Genomic DNA, 25222 nt, shown 5'->3' on the forward strand with positions numbered 1-25222 from the left:
GGGGGTGAGGGCGCGACTGCCCCGCACAAGGTTACTGGGTTCGCGTCACTCGTCCGGCCGCGCGTCGGCCGACCGCATGCGGCAGGCGTCACTGCCTGATGGCCCAGCCCCGCTCCCGCAGCGCCGCGGTCAGGACGGGGGCCGCCTTCGGCTCCACCATCAGCTGCACCAGACCGGCCTGCTGCCCCGTCGCGTGCTCGATCCGCACGTCCTCGATGTTGACCCCGGCCATCCCCGCGTCCGCGAAGATCCGGGCCAGCTGTCCCGGCTGGTCGTCGATCAGGACGGCCACGACCTCGTAGGCCCGCGGCGCGGACCCGTGCTTGCCGGGGACGCGGACCTGGCCGGCGTTGCCGCGCCGCAGGACGTCCTCGATGCCGGTGGTGCCCGCGCTGCGCTTGTGGTCGTCGCAGGACTGGAGGGCGCGCAGGGCCTGCACGGTCTCCTCCAGGTCGGCGGCGACGTCCGTGAGCAGGTCGGCGACCGGCCCGGGGTTCGCGGAGAGGATGTCGATCCACATCCGGGGGTCGGAGGCGGCGATCCGGGTCACGTCCCGGATGCCCTGCCCGCACAGCCGTACGGCGGCCTCCTCCGCGTGCTCCAGGCGCGCGGCGACCAGGCTGGAGACCAGGTGGGGCATGTGGGAGACGAGGGCGACGGCACGGTCGTGGGCGTCGGCGTCCATCACGACCGGCACGGCACGGCAGTGCGAGACCAGTTCCAGGGCGAGGTTCAGCACCTCGGTGTCGGTGTCCCGGGTCGGGGTGAGCACCCAGGGGCGGCCCTCGAAGAGGTCGCCGGTCGCGGCGAGCGGGCCGGACTTCTCGCGGCCCGACATGGGGTGCGTACCGATGTACGCCGCGAGGTCGAGGCCGCGCGACTCCAACTCGCGGCGCGGCCCGCCCTTGACGCTGGCGACGTCGAGGTAGCCGCGCGCCGCGCCGCGGCTCATGACGTCGGCGAGCACGTCCGCCACGTGGGCGGGCGGGGCGGCGACGATCGCGAGGTCGACGGGCCCGTCCGGCGCCTCGTCGGTGCCTGCGCCGAGCGCGGCCGCCGTACGGGCCTGCTCGGGGGCGTGGTCGGCGAGGTGCACGGTGACACCCCGCTGGGACAGGGCGAGCGCCGCGGACGTGCCGATGAGCCCGGTGCCGATGACGAGTGCGGTCCTCACTGGGCGATGTCCTTGCGCAGGGCCGCGGCGGAGCCGAGGTAGACGTGGGCGATGTCGGCCCGGGGCCGGTCCGACTCGATGTGCGCGAGGACGCGGACGACACGCGGCATGGCGCCCTCGATGTCCAGTTCCTGGGCGCAGATCAGCGGTACGTCGACGATGCCGAGCTTGCGCGCGGCCGCCGCCGGGAAGTCGCTGTGCAGGTCGGGCGTGGCCGTGAACCAGATGCTGATCAGCTCGTCGGCGGTGAGGTCGTTGCGCTCCAGGATGGCTGTGAGCAGGGCTCCGACCTGCTCGTCCATGTGCCCGGCCTCGTCCCGTTCGAGTTGGACGGCGCCCCGGACCGCTCGTACCGCCACGGCGATGCTCCTTGCTCACGTGCGTGTCGCTCTACGACCGTCCAGCCTAGTCAGCCCGTGCGGCCGGGATGCACGACGCCCACCCGATGAGACACCGGGATTACCGTTCCTTGGGTATTTTCGGAGCCGTGATGCGGAAAATTCCGGTTCATCCCCTCTTCGGCGTCTTCGGAGTGACGACATGACCCACGAGACCACGCGGCGCACGGTCCTCCTCGCGACGGGCGCGACAGGCGCGGCGGCGTTCGTCGCGGCCTGTGGCGGAGGCGACGACAGCGGCTCCACGTCGACGAGCTCCCCCACCGACCCGGGGGCGACGACCGCCCCGGGCGGCCAGGAGCTGGCGTCCACCGACGAGATCCCGGTCGGCGGCGGCAAGATCTTCGAGGCCCAGAAGGTCGTGGTGACCCAGCCGGAGCAGGGCAGTTTCAAGGCCTTCTCGGCGATCTGCACCCACCAGCACTGCACGGTGGGGTCGGTCTCCGACGGCACGATCAACTGTCCCTGCCACGGCAGCAGGTTCCGTGTCGCCGACGGCTCGGTGGCCCACGGTCCAGCGACCCAGCCGCTGCCCGCCGAGCAGATCACCGTGCAGGGAAACTCGATTCGCCTGACGTGAGCGTCCGCGTACGCTCCCGGTCATGCAGTCCGAAACCCTGGTGCGCGACCACACGATCTACGCCTGTGTGATGGGCTCGCGCGCCTTCGGCCTGGCGACGGAGGGCAGCGACACCGACCGCCGTGGCGTGTTCCTGGCTCCCACTCCGCTGTTCTGGCGCTTCGACAAGCCGCCGACGCATGTCGAGGGCCCGGCCGAGGAGCAGTTCAGCTGGGAGCTGGAGCGCTTCTGCGAGCTGGCCCTGCGCGCCAACCCCAACATTCTGGAGTGCCTGCACTCCCCGCTGGTGGAGTACGCCGACGACACCGGGCGCGAGCTGCTCGCCCTGCGTGAGGCGTTCCTCTCCCGGCGGGTCCACGAGACGTTCACCGGGTACGCCCACGGCCAGCGCCGCAAGCTGGAGGCCGACGTCCGCGTCCACGGTGCTCCCCGCTGGAAGCACGCGATGCATCTGCTGCGCCTGCTGATCAGCACCCGCGACCTGCTGCGCACGGGCACGCTCGCGGTCGACGTCGGCGTCCACCGCGAGCCGTTGCTCGCGGTGAAGCGGGGCGAGGTGCCCTGGTCCGGGATCGACTCCTGGATGACGCGCCTGGAGCGGGAGACCGAGCGGGCCGCCCACCACAGCCCCCTGCCGGCCGAACCGGACCGGCGGCGCGTGGAGGACTTCCTGACCCGCGTCCGCCGCGCCTCGGCCCTCCGGCCGGTCGCCTGATCAGGCGTCCCAGAGCGCCCCGAGGGTCAGCAGGTCGGTCCGGTACTCGACCCGGTCGGCCCACTCGCCCGGCCAGGCCTCCGCGCCCAGGTACGCGCCGGCGAACGCGCCCGTCAGACAGGCGATCGAGTCCGAGTCACCGGCCGTGCAGGCGGCGCGCCGCAGGGCCGTCACCGGCTCGTCGGCGAAGAGCAGGAAGCACAGCAGTCCGGTCGCCAGGGCCTCCTCGGCGATCCAGCCCTCCCCCGTGGCCAGGCACGGGTCCGTCTCGGGCGAGACGGTGCGTACGGCGTGCTCCAGCCGGTCGAGGATCGCCAGGCACTCGTCCCAGCCGCGCGCGATGAACTGCTCGGGGCTCGGGTCCTCGGCCCGGCGCCACAGATCGCCCAGCCAGCGCTCGTGGTAGTGGCTGCGGTTCTCCCGGGCGTACGAGCGCAGCAGCCCGGTCAGCCCGGCGGGCTCGGCGCCCTGCGCGAGCAGCCGTACGGCGTGCGCGGTGAGGTCGGACGCGGCGAGCGCGGTGGGATGCCCATGGGTGAGGCCCGACTGCAACTGGGCGGCGCCCGCGCGCTGTTCGTCGCTCAGCCCCTGGATCAGGCCCAGGGGGGCGACGCGCATGTTGGCGCCGCAGCCCTTGGAGTGGATCTGGCTGGCGTCCTGCCAGGGGCGGCCCTCGTCCTTCAGTATCGAGCAGGCCTTGAGGCAGGTGCGGCCGGGAGCCCGGTTGTTCTGCGGCGACTGATACCAGTCGACGAACTCCTCGCGCACCGGCCGTTCCATCCGCTTGGGCGTGAGCAGGCCACGGTCCATCGCCGTCCGCACCCCCCACCCGAGGGCCAACGTCATCTGCGTGTCGTCACTGACGATCGCCGGCGTCGGCAGCGCGAGCTCCCGCCAGTCCCCGCACTTCGCCAGGATCGACGACACGCTGTCGAACTCGGTCGGGTACCCCAGCGCGTCCCCCAGCGCGAGGCCCGTGAGCGCTCCCGTGGCGGCCTGCTTGTGGACGAGCGTGGTCATGTCAGGCGTCCTTCCGTTCCCCGCACCCCTGCAGGGGTGCGGGGAGCTCACGGCCCTCGGCGTACCGGCGTGACGTCTAGGGCCTGTCGTTTGGATCAGGTCGGCCGAGAGCGACTGCGCCTCTCGGCCGACCCGAGCGGGGCGTGGTGCGTGCAGATGCAAGGCGGAGGAGGGCGTCAACGCGATGGGGGCACCGCCCGCGCGAGCGAAGCCGAGCGTGGGGGAGTTGACAACCCGACGACAACGCGGCAGATGTGCGTGCCACGCCCCGCGACGCCGACATGATCCAAACGACAGGCCCTAGAGGTCGACTTCCTGCATCAGCATGCCCACCTCCGTGTTGGACAGCCGCCGCAGCCAGCCCGACTTCTGGTCGCCCAGGGTGATCGGCCCGAAGGCGACCCGGACCAGCTTGTCGACCGGGAAGCCGGCCTCCGCGAGCATCCGGCGCACGATGTGCTTGCGGCCCTCGTGGAGGGTGACCTCGACGAGGTAGTTCTTGCCGGTCTGCTGGACCACCCGGAAGTGGTCCGCGCGGGCGTAGCCGTCCTCCAGCTGGATGCCGTCCTTGAGCTGCTTGCCCAGGTCGCGCGGGATGGGGCCGACGATGTGCGCGAGGTAGGTCTTCTTCACGCCGTACTTCGGGTGAGTCAGCCGGTGGGCCAGCTCGCCGTGGTTGGTGAGCAGGATCACGCCCTCGGTCTCGGTGTCGAGCCGGCCGACGTGGAAGAGCCGGGTCTCGCGGTTGGTGACGTAGTCGCCGAGGCACTGCCGGCCCTCCGGGTCCTCCATCGTCGACACGACACCGGCGGGCTTGTTCAGCGAGAAGAACTGGTAGCTCTGGGTGGCGACGGTCAGGCCGTCGACCTTGATCTCGTCCTTCTCCGGGTCGACGCGCCGTCCCTGCTCCAGGACGATCTCGCCGTTGATCTCGACCCGGGCCTCCTCGATCAGCTCCTCGCAGGCACGCCGGGAGCCGAAGCCCGCGCGGGCGAGGACCTTCTGGAGCCGCTCGCCCTCCTGCTCGGCGCCGGGGAAGGTCTTCGGGAGCTTGACCTCCTTCTTCCCGGCGTACCGGTCGCGGTTGCGCTCCTCGACCTGCGCCTCGTACTCACGCGGGCGCGCCGGGGCCGTACGCCCCTGCTTCTGGGGCTGCTTGGGCCCGCCCTTGGCGCCGCCGCGCGCGGAGCCGCCGCGTCCGGACTTGGGGCCGTCCTTCGTGGCCCCGGGGCCCACGTCGTAGCGGCGCTCCTCCGGGCGCGGCTTCTTCGGACGGCCGCTGCCCTGCTTGTCGTCGCGGTTGTTGCCGGCGCCGCGGAAGTTGCCGCGACCACCACCACTCCCGCCGCGGCCGCCGCTGTTGCCACCACGGCTCCCGCCGTTGTTTCCGCTGCTGTTCCTGCCGCTGCTGCTTCGCATCAAAGTTCCGTCTGGTCGTCTTCGTCGTGGGTCCCCGGGCTCCCCGGGCGGCCCGGCACGTCGTCGTCAGGCGCGTCCGGGTCGAACGACGGTACGCCCTCCTGGGTCTCGGCCTCGATCGCCTCCGCCTCCGGGAGGAAGGGCGCGAGCTCCGGGAGCTCGTCCAGACCGCGCAGGCCCATCCGCTCCAGGAAGTAGTTCGTCGTCCTGTACAGGATCGCACCTGTTTCGGGTTCCGTGCCCGCCTCCTCTATCAGGCCGCGCTGGAGGAGGGTGCGCATGACACCGTCGCAGTTCACTCCGCGCACGGCCGAGACCCGGCTGCGGCTGACCGGCTGCCGGTAGGCGACGACGGCCAGGGTCTCCAGGGCGGCCTGGGTGAGGCGGGCCTGCTGGCCGTCCAGCACGAAGCGCTCGACGGCGGGCGCGAACGCGGCGCGGGTGTAGAACCGCCAGCCGTTCGCGACGAACCGCAGCTCGAAGCCGCGTCTCTGGACGGTGTACTCGTCGGCCAGCTCGCGCAGGGCGTCCGCGATCTGCCGGCGTGGCCGGTCGAGGATCTTCGCGAGGTGTTCCTCGGTCGCGGGCTCGTCCACGACCATGAGGACCGCCTCCAGAGCGGGCTTGAGGTCGAGGTCGGCGACGGTGCGCAGGCCGGGCGGAAGCTCCCTGGTTTCCTCACTCACTCCGTCTTCTCCTCCTTCGGCGGCTCGGGCGGCCGGTCGAACTCGTCGGTGACGGTCGGGGTCTCGTCGCCGTCCCCGCCGGTCCAGCGCACGAGCAGTTCCCCGAGCGCGGCCTCCTGCTCCAGCGCCACCGCCTTCTCGCGGTACAGCTCCAGCAGGGCGAGGAAGCGGGCGACGACCGTCAGGGTGTCGTCGGTGTCCTCGACGAGGGCCCGGAAGCTGGCCTCGCCGAGCTCCCTGAGCCGGGCGATGACGATCCCGGCCTGCTCCTGCACGCTGACCAGCGGGGCGTGGATGTGGTCGACGTACACCTGCGGCTTGGGCCTGGGCTGCATCGCCTTCACGGCGAGCTTGGCGAACCCCTCCGCGCCGATGCTGATGACGACCTCGGGCAGCAGCTCGGCGTGCTGGGGTTCGAGCCCGACGGTGCGGGGGTAGCGCCGGGCCTCGTCGTCGAGGCGCCCGTTGAAGATGTCGGCGATCTGCTTGTAGGCCCGGTACTGGAGCAGCCGGGCGAACAGCAGGTCCCGGGCTTCGAGCAGCGCGAGGTCGGCCTCGTCCTCCACCTCGGCGGCGGGCAGCAGCCGGGCTGCCTTCAGATCCAGCAGGGTGGCCGCGACGACGAGGAACTCGGTCGTCTCGTCCAGGTCCCAGTCCGGCCCCATCGCCCGGATGTACGCCATGAACTCGTCGGTCACCTTGGACAGCGCGACCTCGGTGACGTCCAGCTTGTGCCGGGAGATCAGCTGGAGCAGCAGGTCGAAGGGGCCTTCGAAGTTGGCGAGCCGGACCTTGAAGACTCCGTCGTCGGCGGCGCCTTCGCCATCACCGTCGCCGTCACCGGTCGGCGCCTTGACGGCGTGCCGCGGCTCCGCTGCCGGGCCCACGGCCCCGGCCCCCACTGCGGCCGAACCGGCCACCGCCGCCACGGGCGACACACTCGCCCCGACCACCGCCACCGACTCGACGGGCACAGCCGGTTCCACCGACGCGATCGGCTCGACCGGCTCGACCAACCCAGCGGGCTCGTCGGGCTCGACCAACTCGACCCGTTCGTCCGGCTCGTCCCACTCGACCCGTTCGCCCGGCTCACCCCGTTCGTCCGGCACAGCCGCCTCGGCCGACTCGGCCGGTGCGACCGACTCGACCGGCGAAGCCACGGGCGCCGTCTCCGGCGGCACGGGCCGCGTGGGCTCAGCCGCCGGGTCCGCCACCGGTTCGGCCGGCGGAACCCCCGGCCCTCGCCCGAGCGCACGCCTGCGGCCGGACTGGCCGGTGGGTGGTGGGGAGGCGTTCGAGGTCATGGCCCCCGCAGGCTATCGCTACCGCCCGCGCAGCCGTCGTACGAGGATGCTGGCGTCTCCGCGGGTCTCCAGGTCGGCGAGGACCACGGCGACCGCCTCGCGGACGATGCGGCCGCGGTCGACGGCCAGGCCGTGCTCACCGCGGAGCACGAGACGGGCGTGCTCCAGGTCCATCAGCTCCTCGGCCGACACATAGACCGTGATCTTCTCGTCGTGCCGCTCACGGCCGCTGGGGCGGCGCGAGGCCTGCCTCCCACGCTTGCGAGGCGCCGCGGCGGCCCCGGCGGCCCCGGCGGCAGAACCTTCCTGCGCCGCCTGCCGGCGGGCGGAGCCGGAGCGCTCCGCGCCCCGGCTGCGGGACTCCCCGGCCTCGGCCGGGTCCGCGTCCGCCGCGACATGCTCCGCGCCCTCACCGTCACCGCCCTGCGCGGGCACCGACTGCGGCGCGTCCTCCGCGGCCGCCGCCGCGTCGCCCTCCCCCGCCGGAGCGGGCACCCTGGCGTCGCCGTTGGCCTGGCGCCTGGGCGTGGACGACTGCAGCCCCATCCCCCCTGTCGTACGGAAGAGTTCGTCGGCCCCCGGCAGACTCACTCGGCGTGACACCGGGCGAGCACCTCCCTGGCGAGCTGGCGATAGGCGGCGGCGCCGACGGAGTTGGAGGCGTACGTGGTGATCGGTTCACCGGCGACCGTGGTCTCCGGGAAGCGGACCGTGCGCCCGATGACCGTGTGGTAGACGTGGTCGTCGAACGCCTCGACGACCCGCGCGAGCACCTCACGGCTGTGCACCGTGCGCGAGTCGTACATCGTGGCCAGGATCCCGTCGAGTTCCAGCTCGGGGTTGAGCCGTTCCTGGACCTTCTCGATGGTCTCCGTCAGCAGGGCCACACCGCGCAGCGCGAAGAACTCGCACTCCAGCGGCACGATCACCTTGTGCGCGGCCGTCAGGGCGTTGACCGTGAGCAGGCCGAGCGAGGGCTGGCAGTCGATGACGATGAAGTCGTAGTCGTCCAGCAGCGGCTTCAGGGCGCGCTGGAGCGTCGACTCGCGGGCGACCTCGGAGACGAGCTGGACCTCGGCCGCCGACAGGTCGATGTTGCTGGGCAGCAGGTCCATGTTGGGGACCGCCGTCTTCAGCAGCACCTCGTCGGCCGCCATGCCCCGCTCCATGAGCAGGTTGTAGACGGTGAGGTCGAGTTCCATCGGGTTGACGCCGAGTCCGACCGACAGCGCGCCCTGTGGGTCGAAGTCCACGAGCAGGACCCGGCGTCCGTACTCCGCGAGCGCGGCACCCAGGTTGATGGTCGACGTCGTCTTGCCGACGCCGCCCTTCTGGTTGCACATCGCGATGATCTTCGCGGGTCCGTGGTCGCCCAGCGGGCCCGGGATCGGGAAGTACGGCAGCGGACGCCCGGTCGGACCGATACGCTCCCGGCGCTGTCTGGCCGCGTCGGGCGCGAGAGTGGCCGCGTACTCGGGGTCGGGCTCGTACTCCGCGTCGGGGTCGTAGAAGTGCCCCTCGGGCAGTTCGTCGTAGTCGGCGAAGTGGTTGTGGGGCGCGCCACTTCCGTCGCCGGCCATGGCGTTCACGTGATGGCCATCCATCTTCTGGTGTGCAGTGTGAGTCGTCTGCTGACTCTGGTGGGCTGCGAAGGTGCGCACAGCGACGGAGCCGACAGCCGCGAACCCCGCGGGCGCCTGGTCCCGTGCAGGCATTCCTGGTTGGCCACCCCCGGGAGTAAATGTCGACTCATTCACAAGTCGTCTTACCTCCTTGGTGACCAGGAAACTTCTAGACAGGTCAGCGTGGCACCATGCCGACGGTTGGCGACTCTATGGCGTGTCGGGCGTCCGCAGCAACACAATCCGCCGGACCCGGCCCGATGTGTCGGCAATGAAACATCCCGCTGTCAAGGGCGTACGGCCGTCGCACGGCAGGTTTCACCGGTGTGCGAATCGGTTGAAGGGTTACGTTCGAGGCGAGTTGCTCGAGAACCGCGAAGTGACCATACACACATCCGGCCGGACCTTGCGGGCAAGGTCCGGCCGGGTGCGCGGCATTGACGACCCGTGTTGACGTATCGCCTTTACCTGTTGGTGACTTGGTTGATTTACCGGCCCACGGAGGCGGCGCGGGCTCAGCCGAGCAGCGAGGACAGCTCCACGTGCTCCGCGCCGTGCGCCTCGGCGACCTCCCGGTAAACGACCTTGCCGTCATGGGTGTTGAGGCCCTTGGCCAGCGCCGGGTCGCGGCGCAGCGCGCCCGCCCAGCCGTGGTTGGCCAGCTCGACGATGTAGGGCAGCGTGGCGTTGGTCAGCGCGTAGGTGGAGGTGTTGGGCACGGCGCCGGGCATGTTGGCGACGCAGTAGAAGACCGAGTTGTGGACCTGGAAGGTCGGCTCGGCGTGGGTGGTCGGACGGGAGTCCTCGAAGCAGCCGCCCTGATCGATCGCGATGTCGACAAGGACACTTCCGGGCTTCATCCGCGAGACCAGCTCGTTGGTGACCAGCTTCGGGGCCTTGGCGCCGGGGATCAGCACCGCGCCGATGACGAGGTCGGCCTCCAGGCAGGCCTTCTCCAGCTCCAGGGTGTTGGAGACGACGGTCTGGATCTTCGTGCCGAAGATCCTGTCGGCCTCGCGGAGCTTGTTGACGTCCTTGTCGAGCAGGGTCACGTGGAAGCCCAGGCCGATGGCGATCTGCGCCGCCTGCCAGCCGGAGACACCGCCGCCGATGACGACGGCCCGGCCGGCCAGGACGCCGGGGACACCGCCGGGCAGCACACCCCGGCCGCCGTTGGCGCGCATCAGGTGGTAGGCGCCGACCTGCGGGGCCAGCCGGCCCGCGACCTCGGACATCGGGGCGAGCAGCGGCAGCGCTCGGCTGGGCAGCTCGACCGTCTCGTAGGCGATGGCCGTGGTCCCGGACTCCAGGAGGGCGTCCGTGCACTCCTTGGATGCGGCGAGGTGCAGGTAGGTGAAGAGCGTCTGGTCCTTGCGGAGGCGGTGGTACTCCTCGGCGACGGGCTCCTTGACCTTCAGCAGGAGGTCGGCGGTGGCCCACACCTTGTCGGCGGTGTCCAGGATCCGGCCACCGGCTGCGACGTACTCCTCGTCCACGATCGAGGAGCCGACGCCGGCGCCGCGCTCGATGACGACCTGGTGGCCATGACGCACCAGCTCGTGCACGCCGGCGGGGGTGATGGCCACCCGGAACTCGTTGTTCTTGACCTCGCGGGGGATGCCGACCTTCACGTCGATCACGGTCCTTGGCTCAGAGGGTATGGGGGCATTACTAGGCATACCCGGGCACGCTCGGGCACACCGGGAGAGACCGCAGGAGAACGTGCGGCGGAGCCAGTCTAATGAAGGTGTTCCCGCTGTCTAGCCTTTCATTGCATCAATCTTCCTCGGATGCACTACGGATTTCGCAGGCGTCAGGTCGAGGTTTCAGGTTTGAGTCGGCGAAGAGGGCCTCCAGGGGCTGGTCGTTCCCGTCCTGCTGCTCCCCCAGCAGCCGCTCGGAGGCTCCCCGGTGCAGCCGGGCCGACGCGGGGTCGCCGAGGTGGTCGAGGGTGTCGGCGACCCGCAGGTGCAGCGCGGCCTGCAACCGCGTGTCCTCGGCCCGCCGGGCCCACTCCACGGCCTCTCGGCAGGTGCGCAGCGACTCCTCGGGCCGGCCCGCGTACTCCTGGACCCGCGCCAACTCGCTCATGGCCCGCGCCTGCGCGGCCACGTCACCGTTGCGGCGGTGGCCGGTGATCGCCGAGCGCCAGTTCCGCAGGGCCTCGCCGTAGCGGCCCGCGTAGGTGTGGGCGGAGGCGATCCGCCCGTACAGCCGGGCGGCGTCCTCGCGCTCGCCCCGGGCGAGCCGCTCGGCCAGGGCCCGGCCGAACCAGTCGGCGGCCCGGTCGAAGTCGCCGAGTTCCAGGTGCGCGCCCCCTACGGATTCCATCGCGCGGCCGGTCGCGTACGGATCGTTCACCTCGCGTCCGGCGTCCAGCGCGGCCCGGTAGCGCACCAGCGCGTCGGCCGTGCGGCCGCTCCGGGCGTCGAGGTCGCCGAGGTTGAGCAGGGCGGCGGCGCGTTCGCGGGGCAGCTCCAGGCGCTCGGCCACGTCGAGGACCAGGTTGTGGATGACGTACAGGTCGGGCGCCGCCGCCTGGGTGCCGACGTGCGCGACCATCGCCCGCACCAGCTGGGACATCAGCCGCCGGGCCAGGGTGTCCAGCTCCCCGTCGAGGACCGCGAGCCGGGCCGAGGCCAGCAGGGCGGGCCGGGTCAGGCGCAGCCAGTCGGCGGCCGCCCTCGGGGTGGGAAAGCGCAGGGCGCGCGGCATGTCGAGGAGTTTCTGGCGTGCCTGGGGGCTGTCGGTCTCGGTGATCGCCCGGCAGGACTGGAGCAGCCGTACGGTCCGCTCCAGCATGCGTGCCCCGGCCAGCCGGCGCTCGGCCGGGCGCTCGTGGTGCTCGACGAGGACGCGCAGCAGGGGGTAGAGGCAGCCGGGCACCTCGTACTGCGGGATCGGTGAGTCCACCGCGTGCAGGAAGCCGAGGGCGACGAAGTCGTCCAGGACGGTGCGGGCGCTGTCGACCGAGCAGCCGGCGAGTGCGGAGGCGGTCTGCGGGTCGACGAGTCCGGCCGGGGCGAGGGCGAGCAGGCGCAGCATCCGGGCGGCGGTGGTGGGCAGGGCGGCGTAGGCGAGGCGGAAGACCCGGCTCAGCGCGGTGCCCTCGTCGTCCTCGGCGCGCAGCTGCTTGGCGAGGTCGGAGACGGCCGCCTTGGGGCGGGCGGCGAGCCAGCCGCCCGCCAGCATCAGCGCGGCCGGCTGCCCCTGGCACTCCTCGGCGAGGCCTTCGGCGGCCCGGGGGTCGACGGTGATGCGGACCGAGCCGGTGTGCCGGGAGAGCAGTTCCACCCCGGACTTGGCGTCCAGGCCGCCCAGGGTGCAGGGGCGGACGTCGGAGATGCCGGTCAGCGGGCCCTCGGAGACCGCGACGACCAGGCAGTCCGGGGTGTCGGGCAGCAGGGCGTCGACCTGCTCGGCGGCGTCCGCGTCGTCCAGCAGGAGCAGGGCCCGGCGGTCGGCCAGTGCGGTGCGCAGGGCGTCGGTGAGGTCGTCTTCCGAGGCTCCGGCCGGGGCGTCCTCGTCGAGGGCGGCGAGCAGGTCGCGGGCGGCGCGCTCGACGGGTACGGGGGTGCCGTCGGGGTCGGTCAGCCGGGCGCGCAGGACCCCGTCCGGGTATGCGCCGGCGACCTGCCGTACGAGTTCCTCGGCGAGTGCGGTGCGCCCCGACCCGGGCCGGCCGGCGATGAGCAGTACCCGCGCGCGGGGGGCTTTGCGGCCCGCGAGGGTGTCCAGTCCGGCGCGCTCGATGTCGGCGCGCAGTTCCTTCAACTCCCGTGTGCGTCCCAGGAACCGGCGTTCCCCGCAAGCGTGCCCGGTCAGCCGCACGTCGCCTGTCTCCACGACCTGATCCGTCACGGGCCACACTCCCGTCCCACCACGCACAAGCCCGCCGGGACTCCGGTCCGGGCGTGCTACAGAGCCTAGTTCACGCTCTGCAACGTTCCGGGCGGAGCACGGCGGGCTCGGCGGACACTTCGCCCGATCGGATCAGCCGATCTTCACACCACGCGGGGAGCGGGGCCGGACGGAGAGCCCCTTCATGCCTCGAACGGACGCGCCGGCCACGGTGCCTGGGCCGGGCGCAGCGCGTCCAGACCGTCGCCGGACCGCGCGGCGATCAGGGAGAGGACGCCCACGACGAGGCAGTTGTTGTGCAGTTCGCCGGCCAGCACACCACGGGCGAGGTCCCCGACCGGAACCCGGTCGAGCTCCATGTCGGCCTCTTCCTCCTCGACCGCGAAGCGCTCGCCCTCGGCCTCGGACAGATCGCGGGCGAGGAAGATCCGTACGGCCTCGTCGCAGCCGCCCGGCGTGGTGTAGACGTCGGTCAGCACCCGCCAGTCCTCGGCCTTGACGTGCGCCTCCTCGTACAGCTCGCGCTGCGCGGCGTGCAGCGGGTTCTCGCCGGGGACGTCGAGCAGTCCGGCCGGGATCTCCCACAGCTTGTGGCGCACGGGGTGGCGGTACTGGCGCAGGACCAGGACGCGGTCGGCCTCGTCGAGCGCGAGGACGGCCACGGAGCCGGGGTGGACCTGGTAGTCCCGGCCGACCACGGTGCCGTCGGGCATGACCACGTCGTCGGTGCGGACGGAGGTCTTGTTGCCCACGAAGGGGGTGTCCGTCGCTCGGATCTCCCACTCCTCCGGGGTGTCCTTGATCGTCATGCCTGTCCTTCCACGTGCCCAACCCGAGGTGCCGAAAGAAACCGGGGTGCACACCTTTTGAAGGGATGCACCCCGGCCACCGTACAACTGGTGTGTTACTTCGAAGTCTTCCGCTCGACCGCGGCCTTGACGAGCCCGGCGAACAGCGGGTGCGGACGCGTCGGCCGCGAGCGCAGCTCCGGGTGCGCCTGGGTCGCGACCAGGTACGGGTGGACGTCGCGCGGGTACTCGACGTACTCGACGAGCTTGCCGTCCGGCGAGGTGCCGGAGAACAGGATGCCCGCCCTCTTCTCCAGCTCGGCGCGGTAGGCGTTGTTCACCTCGTAGCGGTGCCGGTGCCGCTCCTCGACGTACTCCTTGCCGTCGTACACCTCGCGCACGATCGAGCCCTCGGCCAGCTTCGCCGGGTACATGCCGAGCCGCATGGTGCCGCCCATGTCCCCTTCACCGGCGACGATGTCGAGCTGCTCGGCCATGGTGGAGATGACCGGGTGGCCGGTGGCCGGGTCGAACTCGGTGGAGTTGGCGTCCGGGATCTCGGCCAGGTGGCGCGCGGCCTCGATGACGATGCACTGCAGGCCGAGACAGAGGCCGAGCAGCGGGATCTTGTTCTCGCGGGCGTACTTGATCGCGCCGACCTTGCCGAGCACACCGCGGTCGCCGAAGCCGCCGGGGATGCAGATGCCGTCGACGTCGCCGAGCTGCTGGGCGGCACCGGCCGGGGTCTTGCAGTCGTCGGAGGTGACCCACTTGATCTTCACGCGGGCCCGGTTGGCGAAGCCGCCGGCGCGCAGCGCCTCGGTGACCGAGAGGTAGGCGTCGGGCAGGTCGATGTACTTGCCGACGAGCGCGAGCGTGATCTCGTGGTCGGGGTTGTGGACGCGGTCGAGCAGGTCGTCCCAGGTCGTCCAGTCCACGTCACGGAACGGCAGGTCCAGCTTGCGGACCACGTAGGCGTCCAGGCCCTCGCCGTGCACGGTCTTCGGGATGTCGTAGATCGAGCGGGCGTCGGGGCAGGCGACCACGGCGGCCTCGTCGACGTCGCACATCAGCGAGATCTTCCGCTTGATCGCGGTGGGCACCTCGCGGTCGCAGCGGAGCACGATCGCGTCCGGCTGGATACCGATGTTGCGCAGGGCCGCAACCGAGTGCTGGGTGGGCTTCGTCTTCAGCTCACCCGAGGGGCCGATGTACGGCAGGAGCGAGATATGGACGACGAAGACGTTGTCACGGCCGACCTCGTGACGGACCTGGCGGACGGTCTCGAGGAACGGCAGCGACTCGATGTCGCCGACCGTGCCGCCGACCTCGGTGATCACGACGTCGACCTCGTCCGTCGCCATACGGCGGATGCGGTGCCTGATCTCGTTGGTGATGTGCGGGATGACCTGCACGGTGTCGCCCAGGTACTCGCCGCGCCGCTCCTTGGCGATCACCGTCGAGTAGACCTGGCCGGTGGTGACGTTGGCGGAGCCGTCCAGGTCGCGGTCGAGGAAGCGCTCGTAGTGGCCGATGTCCAGGTCGGTCTCGGCGCCGTCGTTGGTGACGAACACCTCACCGTGCTGGAAGGGGTTCATCGTGCCCGGGTCCACGTTCAGGTACGGGTCGAGCTTCTGCATCACGACACGCAGACCCCGGGCCTTGAGCAGCATGCCGAGGCTGGAGGCCGTCAGGCCCTTGCCGAGAGAGGAGGCGACACCCCCGGTGACGAAGATGTGCTTGGTCGTCGAATTACGAAATGCGGCGGGCGGCATGGCCAAGACGGGGCTCCCGTGGTCGCGGTCTGGGGGTGCGGTGCGGCTGCCTGCCGGAGGTTTCCGGGGGTTGCCGTCGCTGCGGTTCGGGGGTTCCCTGTCAGGGATGGGGCCCACCGGTCCACGGGCTACCAGCGTATCAGCGCCTCGGGGCACCGGCTTCCGGCCACGCTCCGCGCACGGATCGCCACGGAGACCGCCCCGGTCACCGGTCCCTCACCCATTGCTCACTCGTTCGGCGTACCCGGCTTGCCCGGAGCGGCCCCCAGATCATCTGCGTGCGTCGTATCCTGCTCGGACACTCGCTGCCGAGCGCGCCCGGCCCAACGGCACCACCCCCCGCCCGTAAGCACCGGAACAAGGTGAGCTCGTCAGTTCGTTGAGCAACAATTGGCGCTTTGCATCACGGCTGGGCGACCTGTTTTGCTTCATCGCTCAACGACGCATTGCAAGACTGCTGAAAACCCCCTTGACCGCACTAGCGACAGCCCCCTCGTGGGGTGACGTGGCCGTTCGACTGGAGTTGCACGTGGCCGGGCGCATCGAAGACTACGCACTCATCGGAGACATGCAGACCGCTGCCCTGGTCTGCCGGGACGGGACAGTCGACTGGCTGTGCCTGCCCCGCTTCGACTCGCACGCCATCTTCGCCGGGCTGCTGGGCAACGAGGAGCACGGCTTCTGGCGGCTCGGCCCCGCGTACGCCTCCGACCAGCAGCCGCCCACCGCCGCGCGGCGCAGCTACCGCGGTGACTCGCTGATCCTGGAGTCCGAGTGGGACACCCAGCGGGGCACGGTCCGGGTGACGGATTTCATGCCGCCGCGTGACGGCGCCCCGCAGCTGATCCGGATCGTGGAGGGCGTCTCCGGCCGGGTGCCGATGCGCTCGGCGCTCAGGATGCGGTTCTCCTACGGGCGGGTGGTGCCGTGGGTGCACAAGCACGAGGGGCGCACGGTGGCCGTCGCGGGTCCCGACTCCGTGTGGTTCGACACATCCGCCGAGACCTACGGCAAGTCGCTCACGACGTACGCGGACTTCACGGTCGCCCCGGGCGACCGGATCGCGTTCACGATCTCCTGGCAGCCCTCCCACAAGGAGCCGCCGTCGCTGCCCGAGCCGGAGCAGTCGCTGGAGGCGACCGAGGACTTCTGGCGCGAGTGGGTCGACCACTGCACGTACCACGGCCCCTACCGGGAGGCCGTGGTCCGCTCGCTGATCACGCTGAAGGCCCTGACGTACGCCCCGACCGGCGGCATCGTCGCCGCGCCCACCACCTCCCTGCCGGAGGACATCGGCGGTGTCCGCAACTGGGACTACCGCTACACCTGGCTGCGCGACGCGGCGATCACCCTGTCCTCGCTGCTGCGCACCGGCTACCGCGAGGAGGCCCGCGCCTGGCGCGAGTGGCTGCTGCGGGCGGTGGCCGGCGACCCGGAGAACCTGCAGATCATGTACGGCATCGCCGGTGAGCGGGAGCTCGGCGAGGCGGAGCTGGACTGGCTGCCGGGCTACGAGAACTCGACCCCGGTCCGGGTCGGCAACGGCGCCGCGCACCAGCTCCAGCTGGACGTCTACGGCGAGGTCACCGAGGCCCTGCACCTGGCCCACATGACGGGTCTCGCGCGCAACGACTACGCCTCCCTTCTCCAGCTCAAGCTGATCCGCTACCTGGAGGACCACTGGCAGGACCCGGACGAGGGCATCTGGGAGGTGCGCGGCCCGCGCCGCCACTTCGTGCACTCCAAGGTGATGGCCTGGGTCGCGGTCGACCGCACCATCAAGCTGATCGAGTCCGGAGACGCGGACGGCCCGCTGGAGCGCTGGAAGGAACTGCGCGACGACATCCACCGGGACGTCTGCGAGAGGGGTTACGACAAGGAGCGCAACACCTTCACGCAGTCCTACGGCTCGAAGGAGCTGGACGCCTCCCTGCTGCTGATCCCGCAGATGGGCTTCCTGCCGCCGGACGACAAGCGGGTCATCGGCACCATCGAGGCGATCCAGCGGGAGCTGTCCACGCCGGACGGCTTCATCCTGCGCTACCCGACCTCAGGCGGTGACGAGGGCGTCGACGGTCTGCCCGGCGACGAGGGGGCGTTCCTGGCCTGCTCGTTCTGGATGGCCGACGACCTCGCGATGATCGGCCGTGTGGACGAGGCCCGCAAGCTCTTCGAGAAGCTGCTCTCGCTGCGCAACGACCTCGGGCTGCTGGCCGAGGAGTGGGACCCCCGCCTCCAGCGCCAGGTCGGCAACTTCCCCCAGGCGTTCAGCCACGTGCCGCTGATCGACACGGCGCTGCGTCTGACGGCTTCGGGGGCGTACGGCGGCTGAACGGGTGCAGGTTCCCGTTTCCCGTGTCGTGTTCCGCGCGGCGATGTCGTCGCCATGTCGGATACGACACGGCAGCGGGATTCATGCGACCACGTGATCTACGAGTCGCGGCTGGAGCGGCTGCAGGTCGCTTTCGGGCTCGTCCGCGCCTCGCCCGGGTTCGTAGCGCACGGGTGAGGCTGTGAGCCTCAGGGATACCTGCCGAAAGCTTCCGTTCAGTGGCGCACCGCGCGCTCGGGCGGGATCCCTGGCCGGTTCTTCGGCAGCAGCACCCGCAGGGCGCCCGGCCGAATTCCGCACACTACGGGAAGAGGAAGCCGCACCGCTTCGCCGTCGATGCCCGCGTCCAGGTGCCGGACGTCACCGTGCAGCGTGATGCCGGGAGCCGACCAGACGACAACCCCTTCACCCGCCGGGCCGGCACCGCGCTTGTGCTGTCGTAGTTCGCCGCGCAGGTGCCGCAGGAGGTCTGGGGGCGCCTGAGTCGGGCGCTTGAGGACGATGGCGCCCAGCTGTCCCGTGGCGAGCGAGAAGCGACGACCCAGCCAGCGCGGTGTTGCCAGGTGGTAAGGGTTGTTGGAGATCAGCACCACCTGCGGGAACTCAACGGTCCCCGATGGTGTGTCCACGCGGGCCTCGACCCACTGCTTGCCCGTGACGTAGTCGGGCGCCACCGCGGTGAACGCGCGCGGCTTGTCCTCCCGGTACCCGGGCTCCAGCAGGGCGTCGGCGTACATACCGAAAGAGACGTTGTTGACGAAGACACGCGAGCCGAGCACCCCCAGGTCCACCTGCGCGGGCTCACCGTCGACCAGAGCGTCCAGCCCCCGCCCCGGATCGCGCAGATCAAGGCCCAGGTCCCGGGCGAAGTGATTGCGGGTGCCCGCCGGAACCACGACCAGCGACCGGCCCGTGTCGGCGGCCACGGCGGCGACCGCCGACACGGTGCCGTCACCGCCCGCGACCCCCAGCACCTGCGCACCCGCCTCGACGGCCTTCTGCGCGAGCGACGTCGCGTCCCCTTCCGCACTGGTCGTCCAGACCTGGGCTCCCATGTCCTCGGCCCGCTGTACCAGGCCGTAACGAGCGGTCTTGCCGCCGCCCGAGCGTGGATTCGTCACGATCACCGCCCGGGCACGGGTCCGGGCATCGGCCATCACCGCACCCCCTCTCGCTGCTCAGGCCGGCCTTCGGCCACCCGGTCGACGTAGGAAACGACGGTGTGGCGGCGTCCCCGGGTGGGCGGGTTGACGGCGCATCCGTGCGCTGCGGCAGCCGCGCAGACGCCGCGCGCCGCGCGCGCCCAAGTCCAGGAGCGCCGCCGAAGCGGGGTCTCGGGGTCTCCGCCGTGATCAGTGCTGGGGGTGGGGACGGTGGAACAGGGGCCGCCGCTCGGAGGCAGTGCCGCCCCCCGGTGCGAGGCGGCCGACTTCGACGCGCATCCTGATGGCCTGGAACACCTCGACCACCCCCAGGACCACGGCCATGACGGCCACCACCATGGTGAGTGCGGCGATCGAGGTGAACGGCGAGACGATCAGCACGATGCCCGCCAGAGTGCTGATGATCCCGTAGAACAGCTGCCAGCCGCGTGCCGGCGTGTCCTCGGCGGAGGCCGCCGCAGCCGTCACCGTGATGCCGCGCAGCAGCCAGCTGAAGCCGATCCACAGGGCGAGCAGAAAGATCGACTGCACGGTGCCCCGGAAGCAGATCAGCCCCAGCAGGACGGAGAGCGCGCCCGTGAGGAAGTGCAGCACCCGAAGATGCCGGGGGACGTGCGTGCCGAAGGCGGCTGCCAGCTGGAAGACGCCGGTGGCCAGCAGGTAGATGCCGAAGAGTACGCCGACAACCCGCAGCGTCTCATCCGGCCAGGCGAAGATCACGATACCCAGGGCGATCGTGGCCAGGCCCGTGGTGAGCAGGATCTGCCAGCCCATGTTCGCCAAGGCGCCGAGGCCTTCGGTCAAGGGGGCGTCTTGTGGCTCGGTGCCGCGCGGAGGGCCGGTGCCAGAGGAATCGGAGGGATACGTCATGCCGCTGCCTCCTCCTGGAAAGCACGGTCGGCAGGTACACCTCCATCGTCACCCATCCCTGGTCCTCTTTCATCTGGCGGAGGCTTTCGCAAGCCCGCTCAGGACCGACCGCGGCGGCGCAGCGGCCCACGCAGCCGCTCCCGCAGCGACGGACCGTCCCCGGGCGGGTAACGCCGGCCTTCCTGTTCCTCCAGATCATCCGCTACGTCGTACCGCTTCACATACGCACTGAAAAACGTCTGCAACGTGGCCACCACCGGAATGGCGATCAGCGTGCCGGCCACACCGAGCAGCGCGGTGCCCGCGATCACGGAGCCAAAGGCCACCGCCGGATGGATGTCCACGGTCTTGGACGTGAGTTTCGGCTGGATCAGGTAGTTCTCGACCTGCTGATAGATCACGACGAAGATCAGCACCACCACCGCGTACCAGGGGTCGACGGCGAACGCGGCCACGATGGGCACGGCCGCGGCCAGATAGGTGCCGATGACCGGGATGAACTGCGACACCACGCCCACCCACACGGCGAGCGCCAGGGCGTACGGCACGCCCAGCAGTGCCAGCATGATGAAGTGGGCGACCGCGGAGATCAGGGCCATCAGCCCACGGGAGTAGAGGTACCCGCTTGTCTTGTCGACCGCGATCTCCCAGGCCCGGAGCACCTCGCTCTGCTTGGCCGGTGGCAGCAGCGAGCACAGCGCGCGGCGCAGCCGGGGGCCGTCCGCGGCGAAGTAGAACGAGAACAGGAAGATCGTCAGTAGCCGGACCAGACCGCCCAGCACGGAAGCAGAGAAATCGAACACCCCGCCCGCGCTCTTCTGTACGTACCTCCGCAGCCAGTCGGAGCGCAGCAGTCGGCCCTGGATGTCGGCCCGCGACAGCTCCGTGTGGAACGTCCGGTTGATCCAGCCGATGAAGGAGTCGAAGTACCCCGGGAAGTCTTCGACGATGTCGCTGATCTGGCCCGCCAGGAACGACCCGAACAGCAAGAAGAAACCCGTCGCCCCAAGGACCATGGCGAGGCACACCAGAAGGGCGGCCAGGCCCCGGCGCATCCCCCGTGCGACCAAGCGGCCGACCGGCGGCTCGATCCCCAGCGCCAGGAAGAGCGCGATCAGAATGCCGACCAGCAGACCGGTGAGCCTGTGGAACGCCCAACTGCCCAGCTGGAAGGCGGCCACCAGGGCAAGCGCCAGCACCATGGCACGAGGCAGCCACCGGGGCATCCGGGCGGCACCCCCCGCTTCCGCAGCCTCGGCTCCGGAAGGCGGGGGCCCTTCAGGCGACTGCGGCTCCTGGCCGGGGTCCGGTTGCGTCATCGACGGTCGCAGGGGAGACAAAGGGGCGCAACAGCCCGCTGGGCGGCCTTGGTTGCACCAAGCGGAGGGGGCCCCGCCCGAACCGGCTGTCTGACCGGCTCGCACACGTGCTCGCGGGAGAACACGGCGGCCACCAGCGTGCCGGCGTACCCCGGCTCTCGAACGCGCATGGACCACGAATCCGGCACAGGCACGTGGGTGTCCGACCGGCCACAGGCCAACGGTCCACACAGAACAGACAGTTCCGGCGGGATTCCGACATCATCTGACCTGTTGACCACCACCCTTCTTATCTAACCTCTGCCACGCCCCCGCGCATGTCCACGGCGTCGCTGACCGAGACCGGCGGCGTACAACCGCGCGGCGCATCCGGCCACGCCTGTGCATCGCGCCGCGGAGGCTCAGTCCGCCGATCGGGGGACCGGTGACGAGCCGCCCCGGGGCGTGGCGACTACGGCCAACGTCCCCGACGTCCCGGCCTGTCCGCTGCCTGCCATGGCCCTTCCAGGGGAGTAGCAATCCCCCCGCCGGATATGTTCGAATTAATAAGAATCATCCTTTTAGAGCAATCGGAAGGGCAGGACCATGACGCAGATGACGGACCGCATCAACCAACTGACGGATTGGTCGAAGCAGGCCCAAGAGCAGGTGCAGAGTGCCATCGCCAAGGACCAGGAGGATCTGGCGGCCGCGATCGAACAGGTTCAGCGGGAGACGGAACAGCGGGCAGAACAACTCCGCCGTGAGGGAGCCGAGCAGAAGGCCGCTGCCGCTGCGTCAATGGAAGAGGCAAGGAACAAGTGGCAGGAGCACGTGGCGAAGGTCAAGAGCCATCTCCAGGAGCGCAAGGGCGAGCATGACGTGAAGCATGCCGAGCTCAAGGCGGAGGACGCGGAGGGGTACGCGTCGTTCGCGATCGACTACGCCGGCTCCGCGATCCTGGAGGCGGAATACGCTGCGCTGGAGGCGGTGCGGGCCCGTACGGAAGCCGAAGCTCTGGCCGGCAGGTAGGAGCTAGGCCGAAGGAACGGCCGATCTCCATGCATCCCGCTGCCCAGGGCTGAGCAGCACCACACCGCCACGCCCCGGGGCGGCTCGCCACCGGGCGCCTGATCGCGTACCTGGCCAAGACGGGACTGCGCCACCGACACGAGCCCGCATCGAGTCAGCACAACGCGGGTCACCCGAACGCCCCGGGATACGGCTCACCGGAACCTACAACGGGCCGGACGTGCCATGGCCGCCTAGGCTGGAACAGGACGATTCCCCCCGGTCGGAAGGGGGCGGCCATGGCTCCCCTCTGGAAGGCGGGTGCGGCTCTCGCCGCGCTGCGCGAGGAACTGAGCGGCGATGTGTTCGCCCCGGACGACGCGGGCTACGACGAAGCCCGGGCCGTCTTCAACGGCATGATCGACCGGCGGCCCGCGGTCATCGCGCAGTGTGCCGACGCGGACGACGTGGTGCGGGCCGTGCGGTTCGCCAGGGAGCTGGACCTGCCCGTCGCGGTGCGCGGCGGGGGGCACAGCGTGGCGGGCATGGCGGTCAACGACGGCGGTGTGGTGGTCGATCTGCGGCGGATGCACGCGGTGACCGTGGATCCGGCGGCGCAGGCGGTCCGGGTCGCGGGCGGGGCCACGATGAGCCATCTGGACCGGGCGACCGAGCCGTACAAGCTGGCGACGACCGGCGGCCGGGTGTCCACCACGGGCGTCGGCGGCTTCGTGCTGGGCGGCGGCACCGGCTGGCTGGACCGCTGGTGCGGGCTCGCCGTCGACAACCTGCTCGCCGTCGAGCTCGTCACCGCCGACGGCAGCCGCGTCCACGCGAGCGCCGACGAGAACCCGGACCTGTTCTGGGCGCTGCACGGCGGCGGCGGCAACTTCGGTGTCGCCACGGCGCTCACGCTGCGGCTGCACGAACTGCCCGAGTTCTCCATGGCGTTGGTGCTGTTCCTCCCGGAGCACGGCCCGGACGCCGTCCGCACCTTCCGCGAGGTGATCGCCTCCGCGCCCGACGAGGCGGGCGGCGGCATCATCTACCTCACCGGCCCGCCGGAGGAGTTCGTCCCCGAGCACCTGGTCGGCCGGCTCGTGTGCGTCGCGCTGCTGACGTACGCCGGCGGTGAGGACGACATGCGCAAGGTCGCCCAGCCCCTGCTGGCCCTGCCGCACGAGGCCGAGGTCGTCGGCGCGATCCCGTACGCCGACCTCCAGTGCATGATCGACGACCCGCCGGGGATGCGGAACTACTGGTCGGCGGAGTACGTGACGGGCGCGCCCGACGACTTCGTGGACGTCTTCTGCTCCCTCGCCGGGGCCGTGCCCGTGCCGACCGGCACCCAGCACGTGTTGTTCCCGCAGGGCGGCGCGATCGCGGCCGGGCCGCCCGAGTACCCGGTGCCCTACCGGGACGCGCCCTGGGCGGTGCATCCCTTCGCCGTCTGGGAGGACCCGGCGGACGACGAGCGGTGCCGGCAGTGGGTGCGGGACGTACGCGCAGGCACGCGGCCGTGGAGCACCGGCGCGGTCTACCTCAACTTCATCGGCGACGAGGGCGACGAGCGCGTGGTCGCCGGTCTGGGCGCCGAGAACACCCGGCGGCTGGCGGAGCTGAAGCGGCGCTACGACCCGGACAACGTGTTCCGCTTCAACCACAACATCACGCCGGCCTGAGCGCCCCGAGCGTCCGCTCCCCTGCCGGGTCACCCGCCGTCGCGGGCACCAGCGCGATCTCGTCGAGTCCGGCCTCGGCGTAGGCGTCGATGCGGGCGCGGACGGTGTCGGCGTCGCCGACGAGGGCGACCGTGCCGGCGACCTCCGGGGGCATGGCCCGCAGCAGGGTGTCCGGGTCCGCGCCCTTGGCGGCCAGCTCCACGATCTCGGCGAACCCGGCGTCGACGAACATGTCGCTGTAGCCCGGCACCCGCAGGTAGCCGACGACGCTGCGCAGGACCTGCTGGAGCGTCTCGGGCTTCGGGTCCACGGCGGCGGGCAGCCACGAGGCCAGCCGCGGCGGCGTGCGCCCCGCCTTCTCGGCGGCCGCGAGCATCCGGGCCCGCAGCATCCGGACCTGTTCGGGCGAGACGATGTCGAGCAGCATCCGGTCGGCGTGTTCGACGGCCGCGGCGACCGCGCGCTCACCGAACGCCGCGACGGTGACCATGCCGCCGGGCGGCGGCAGCCGGCGCAGGAAGCCGCTGCCGGGCACGATCGGCTCACCCGGCACGCTGTGCATGAGGGCGCTCACGGCCGCCACCGACTCCGCGAGGGTGGCGGCGGGCCGGGTCCGAGGCCGGCCGTGCACGCCCTCGACGACCCGCTTGCTGGAGGTGCCCAGTGCCACGCCGACGGGCCGGCCGGTGACGGCCGCGGTGGAGGCGGCGCCCCGGACGATGGTGAGCGGGTCGCGCACGTTCACCGGCACGGGCCCGGCCGTCAGCACGGCCTGTTCGGTGGCCGCGCCGATCGCCGTCGCCAGGACGAACGAGTCCCAGGTGGCTCCCTCGCCCGCCCACACCTCCCGGTACCCGAGCCGGTCGGCGAGCATGGCGACCCGCAACGGCTCCTCGATGGGACTGTCGTCCTCCCGCCCTACCGCGACCACGCTGATATCCATGACGGCGCCCGTACCCGGCCGTTGTCGCAGTAATCCCGTGTCCTGATCGCCCCCGCGCCCCTCAGAAGATGTCCGTGAGGCACCTACGCGGGTAGCGTCCGGCACATGGACAGCGGGACGGACAGCGGCTACGGCACCCAGGGCGCCGGGATCACCGTGCAGCGGGCGCTGGAGCTGCCGGGGCTGCGCAGCGGGCTGCCGGAGGTGCTGGCGGGCGCCGAGCGGCTCGGGCGCACCGTGCGCTGGGTGCACGCCGGCGAGGTGCCGCACATCGCCTCGCTGCTCAAGGGCGGCGAGCTGCTGCTGACCACGGGCTACGGCCTCGGCACCCGCCCGGCCGAGCAGCGGGCGTTCGTGCGCACCCTGGCCGAGCGGGGCATCGCCGCCCTGGTGGTGGAGCTCGGGCCGCGCTTCCCACGGCTGCCGGCCGCCCTCGTCGACACGGCACGCTCCGCCGGACTGCCGCTCGTCCAGCTGCATCGCGAGGTGCCGTTCGTCACGGTCACGGAGGAGATCCACACCGAGATCGTCAACGGCCACTACGCATTGCTGCAGCGGGCCGAGGAGGTGCACCGGCGGTG

At 71.3% G+C, this 25222-nt stretch carries 22 protein-coding genes; 6 read left to right on the forward strand and 16 right to left on the reverse strand.

Features of this window, described 5'->3' with window-relative positions; all coding sequences use genetic code 11:
* Positions 1-88: 88 nt before the first annotated feature.
* Complete coding sequence (locus SSQG_RS08120) at positions 89-1174, reverse strand: prephenate dehydrogenase (protein WP_003989250.1); 1086 nt, start codon at positions 1172-1174, stop codon at positions 89-91.
* Positions 1171-1533, reverse strand: a complete 363-nt coding sequence (aroH, locus tag SSQG_RS08125; RefSeq protein ID WP_003989251.1) for a chorismate mutase — start codon at positions 1531-1533, stop codon at positions 1171-1173. The genes SSQG_RS08120 and aroH overlap by 4 nt, the downstream gene beginning before the upstream one ends.
* A 181-nt stretch (positions 1534-1714) precedes the next feature.
* Between aroH and SSQG_RS08130 the strand changes: the two genes are divergently transcribed.
* Positions 1715-2152 carry a Rieske (2Fe-2S) protein gene (locus tag SSQG_RS08130; RefSeq protein WP_003989252.1) on the forward strand — a complete coding sequence of 146 codons (438 nt, stop codon included), beginning with the start codon at positions 1715-1717 and terminating at the stop codon, positions 2150-2152.
* 22 nt (positions 2153-2174) lie between these two features.
* Entirely contained in the window at positions 2175-2867 is a 693-nt protein-coding gene (locus SSQG_RS08135; RefSeq protein WP_003989253.1) for a nucleotidyltransferase domain-containing protein, read from the forward strand.
* On the opposite strand, the gene SSQG_RS08140 is transcribed toward SSQG_RS08135, so the two are convergent.
* The 10 genes from SSQG_RS08140 to SSQG_RS08190 all read right to left on the reverse strand — a co-directional run bounded on the left by SSQG_RS08140 (position 2868) and on the right by SSQG_RS08190 (position 15342).
* Positions 2868-3887: an ADP-ribosylglycohydrolase family protein gene (locus tag SSQG_RS08140; protein ID WP_003989254.1), complete on the reverse strand. Its 1020-nt coding sequence runs from the start codon at positions 3885-3887 to the stop codon at positions 2868-2870. It lies immediately after the preceding gene.
* Positions 3888-4187: 300 nt separating this feature from the next.
* Positions 4188-5306: a pseudouridine synthase gene (locus SSQG_RS08145; RefSeq protein ID WP_003989255.1), complete on the reverse strand. Its 1119-nt coding sequence runs from the start codon at positions 5304-5306 to the stop codon at positions 4188-4190.
* The gene (gene scpB / locus SSQG_RS08150; RefSeq protein WP_003989256.1) at positions 5306-5992 is read right to left on the reverse strand and encodes an SMC-Scp complex subunit ScpB; all 687 of its coding nucleotides are present in this window, start codon (positions 5990-5992) and stop codon (positions 5306-5308) included. Before scpB ends, SSQG_RS08145 begins: the two co-directional genes overlap by 1 nt.
* A complete protein-coding gene (locus tag SSQG_RS08155) occupies positions 5989-7296 on the reverse strand; it encodes a segregation/condensation protein A (RefSeq protein ID WP_063749154.1) in 1308 nt (435 codons plus the stop codon). Before SSQG_RS08155 ends, scpB begins: the two co-directional genes overlap by 4 nt.
* A gap of 18 nt (positions 7297-7314) precedes the next feature.
* Entirely contained in the window at positions 7315-7899 is a 585-nt protein-coding gene (locus SSQG_RS08165; protein ID WP_039932143.1) for a hypothetical protein, read from the reverse strand.
* Positions 7884-9011: a ParA family protein gene (locus SSQG_RS08170; RefSeq protein ID WP_078506824.1), complete on the reverse strand. Its 1128-nt coding sequence runs from the start codon at positions 9009-9011 to the stop codon at positions 7884-7886. The genes SSQG_RS08165 and SSQG_RS08170 overlap by 16 nt, the downstream gene beginning before the upstream one ends.
* A gap of 422 nt (positions 9012-9433) precedes the next feature.
* Positions 9434-10558: an alanine dehydrogenase gene (gene ald / locus SSQG_RS08175; protein WP_039932146.1), complete on the reverse strand. Its 1125-nt coding sequence runs from the start codon at positions 10556-10558 to the stop codon at positions 9434-9436.
* Between the two features lie 136 nt (positions 10559-10694).
* Complete coding sequence (locus tag SSQG_RS08180; protein WP_039932147.1) at positions 10695-12779, reverse strand: tetratricopeptide repeat protein; 2085 nt, start codon at positions 12777-12779, stop codon at positions 10695-10697.
* A 182-nt stretch (positions 12780-12961) separates the two neighbouring features.
* Complete coding sequence (locus SSQG_RS08185; protein ID WP_003989262.1) at positions 12962-13588, reverse strand: NUDIX domain-containing protein; 627 nt, start codon at positions 13586-13588, stop codon at positions 12962-12964.
* Positions 13589-13683: 95 nt separating this feature from the next.
* On the reverse strand, positions 13684-15342 hold the full coding sequence (locus SSQG_RS08190; RefSeq protein WP_003989264.1) for a CTP synthase: 1659 nt from the start codon (positions 15340-15342) through the stop codon (positions 13684-13686).
* A gap of 529 nt (positions 15343-15871) precedes the next feature.
* Here SSQG_RS08190 and SSQG_RS08195 point away from each other — a divergent pair.
* The gene (locus SSQG_RS08195) at positions 15872-17674 is read left to right on the forward strand and encodes a glycoside hydrolase family 15 protein (RefSeq protein WP_039932148.1); all 1803 of its coding nucleotides are present in this window, start codon (positions 15872-15874) and stop codon (positions 17672-17674) included.
* Between the two features lie 215 nt (positions 17675-17889).
* Here SSQG_RS08195 and SSQG_RS08200 read toward each other — a convergent pair whose 3' ends face one another.
* From SSQG_RS08200 to SSQG_RS08210, 3 genes are all read right to left on the reverse strand, one after another.
* Positions 17890-18831 (reverse strand): diacylglycerol/lipid kinase family protein, encoded by a 942-nt coding sequence (locus SSQG_RS08200; RefSeq protein ID WP_244299072.1) that lies wholly within the window; start codon positions 18829-18831, stop codon positions 17890-17892.
* Between the two features lie 195 nt (positions 18832-19026).
* Positions 19027-19707: an HdeD family acid-resistance protein gene (locus tag SSQG_RS08205; RefSeq protein WP_003989267.1), complete on the reverse strand. Its 681-nt coding sequence runs from the start codon at positions 19705-19707 to the stop codon at positions 19027-19029.
* Between the two features lie 98 nt (positions 19708-19805).
* Positions 19806-20933, reverse strand: a complete 1128-nt coding sequence (locus SSQG_RS08210; RefSeq protein WP_039932150.1) for an AI-2E family transporter — start codon at positions 20931-20933, stop codon at positions 19806-19808.
* Positions 20934-21620: 687 nt separating this feature from the next.
* On the opposite strand from SSQG_RS08210, the gene SSQG_RS08215 reads away from it, so the two are divergent.
* Together SSQG_RS08215 and SSQG_RS08220 are read left to right on the forward strand one after the other, a co-directional pair.
* Entirely contained in the window at positions 21621-22037 is a 417-nt protein-coding gene (locus SSQG_RS08215; protein ID WP_244299074.1) for a hypothetical protein, read from the forward strand.
* A gap of 278 nt (positions 22038-22315) precedes the next feature.
* Positions 22316-23698 (forward strand): FAD-binding oxidoreductase, encoded by a 1383-nt coding sequence (locus SSQG_RS08220; protein ID WP_003989270.1) that lies wholly within the window; start codon positions 22316-22318, stop codon positions 23696-23698.
* On the opposite strand, the gene SSQG_RS08225 is transcribed toward SSQG_RS08220, so the two are convergent.
* The gene (locus tag SSQG_RS08225; protein ID WP_039932151.1) at positions 23685-24641 is read right to left on the reverse strand and encodes an LLM class F420-dependent oxidoreductase; all 957 of its coding nucleotides are present in this window, start codon (positions 24639-24641) and stop codon (positions 23685-23687) included. The two genes, SSQG_RS08220 and SSQG_RS08225, sit on opposite strands and share 14 nt — an antisense overlap.
* Before the next feature lie 105 nt (positions 24642-24746).
* On the opposite strand from SSQG_RS08225, the gene SSQG_RS08230 reads away from it, so the two are divergent.
* Positions 24747-25222: PucR family transcriptional regulator ligand-binding domain-containing protein (locus SSQG_RS08230; RefSeq protein WP_039932153.1), on the forward strand; the 476-nt coding region annotated here is incomplete at its 3' end.

The sequence above is a fragment of the Streptomyces viridochromogenes DSM 40736 genome (genome assembly GCF_000158955.1).
In the GTDB taxonomy this organism is placed as follows: domain Bacteria; phylum Actinomycetota; class Actinomycetes; order Streptomycetales; family Streptomycetaceae; genus Streptomyces; species Streptomyces venetus.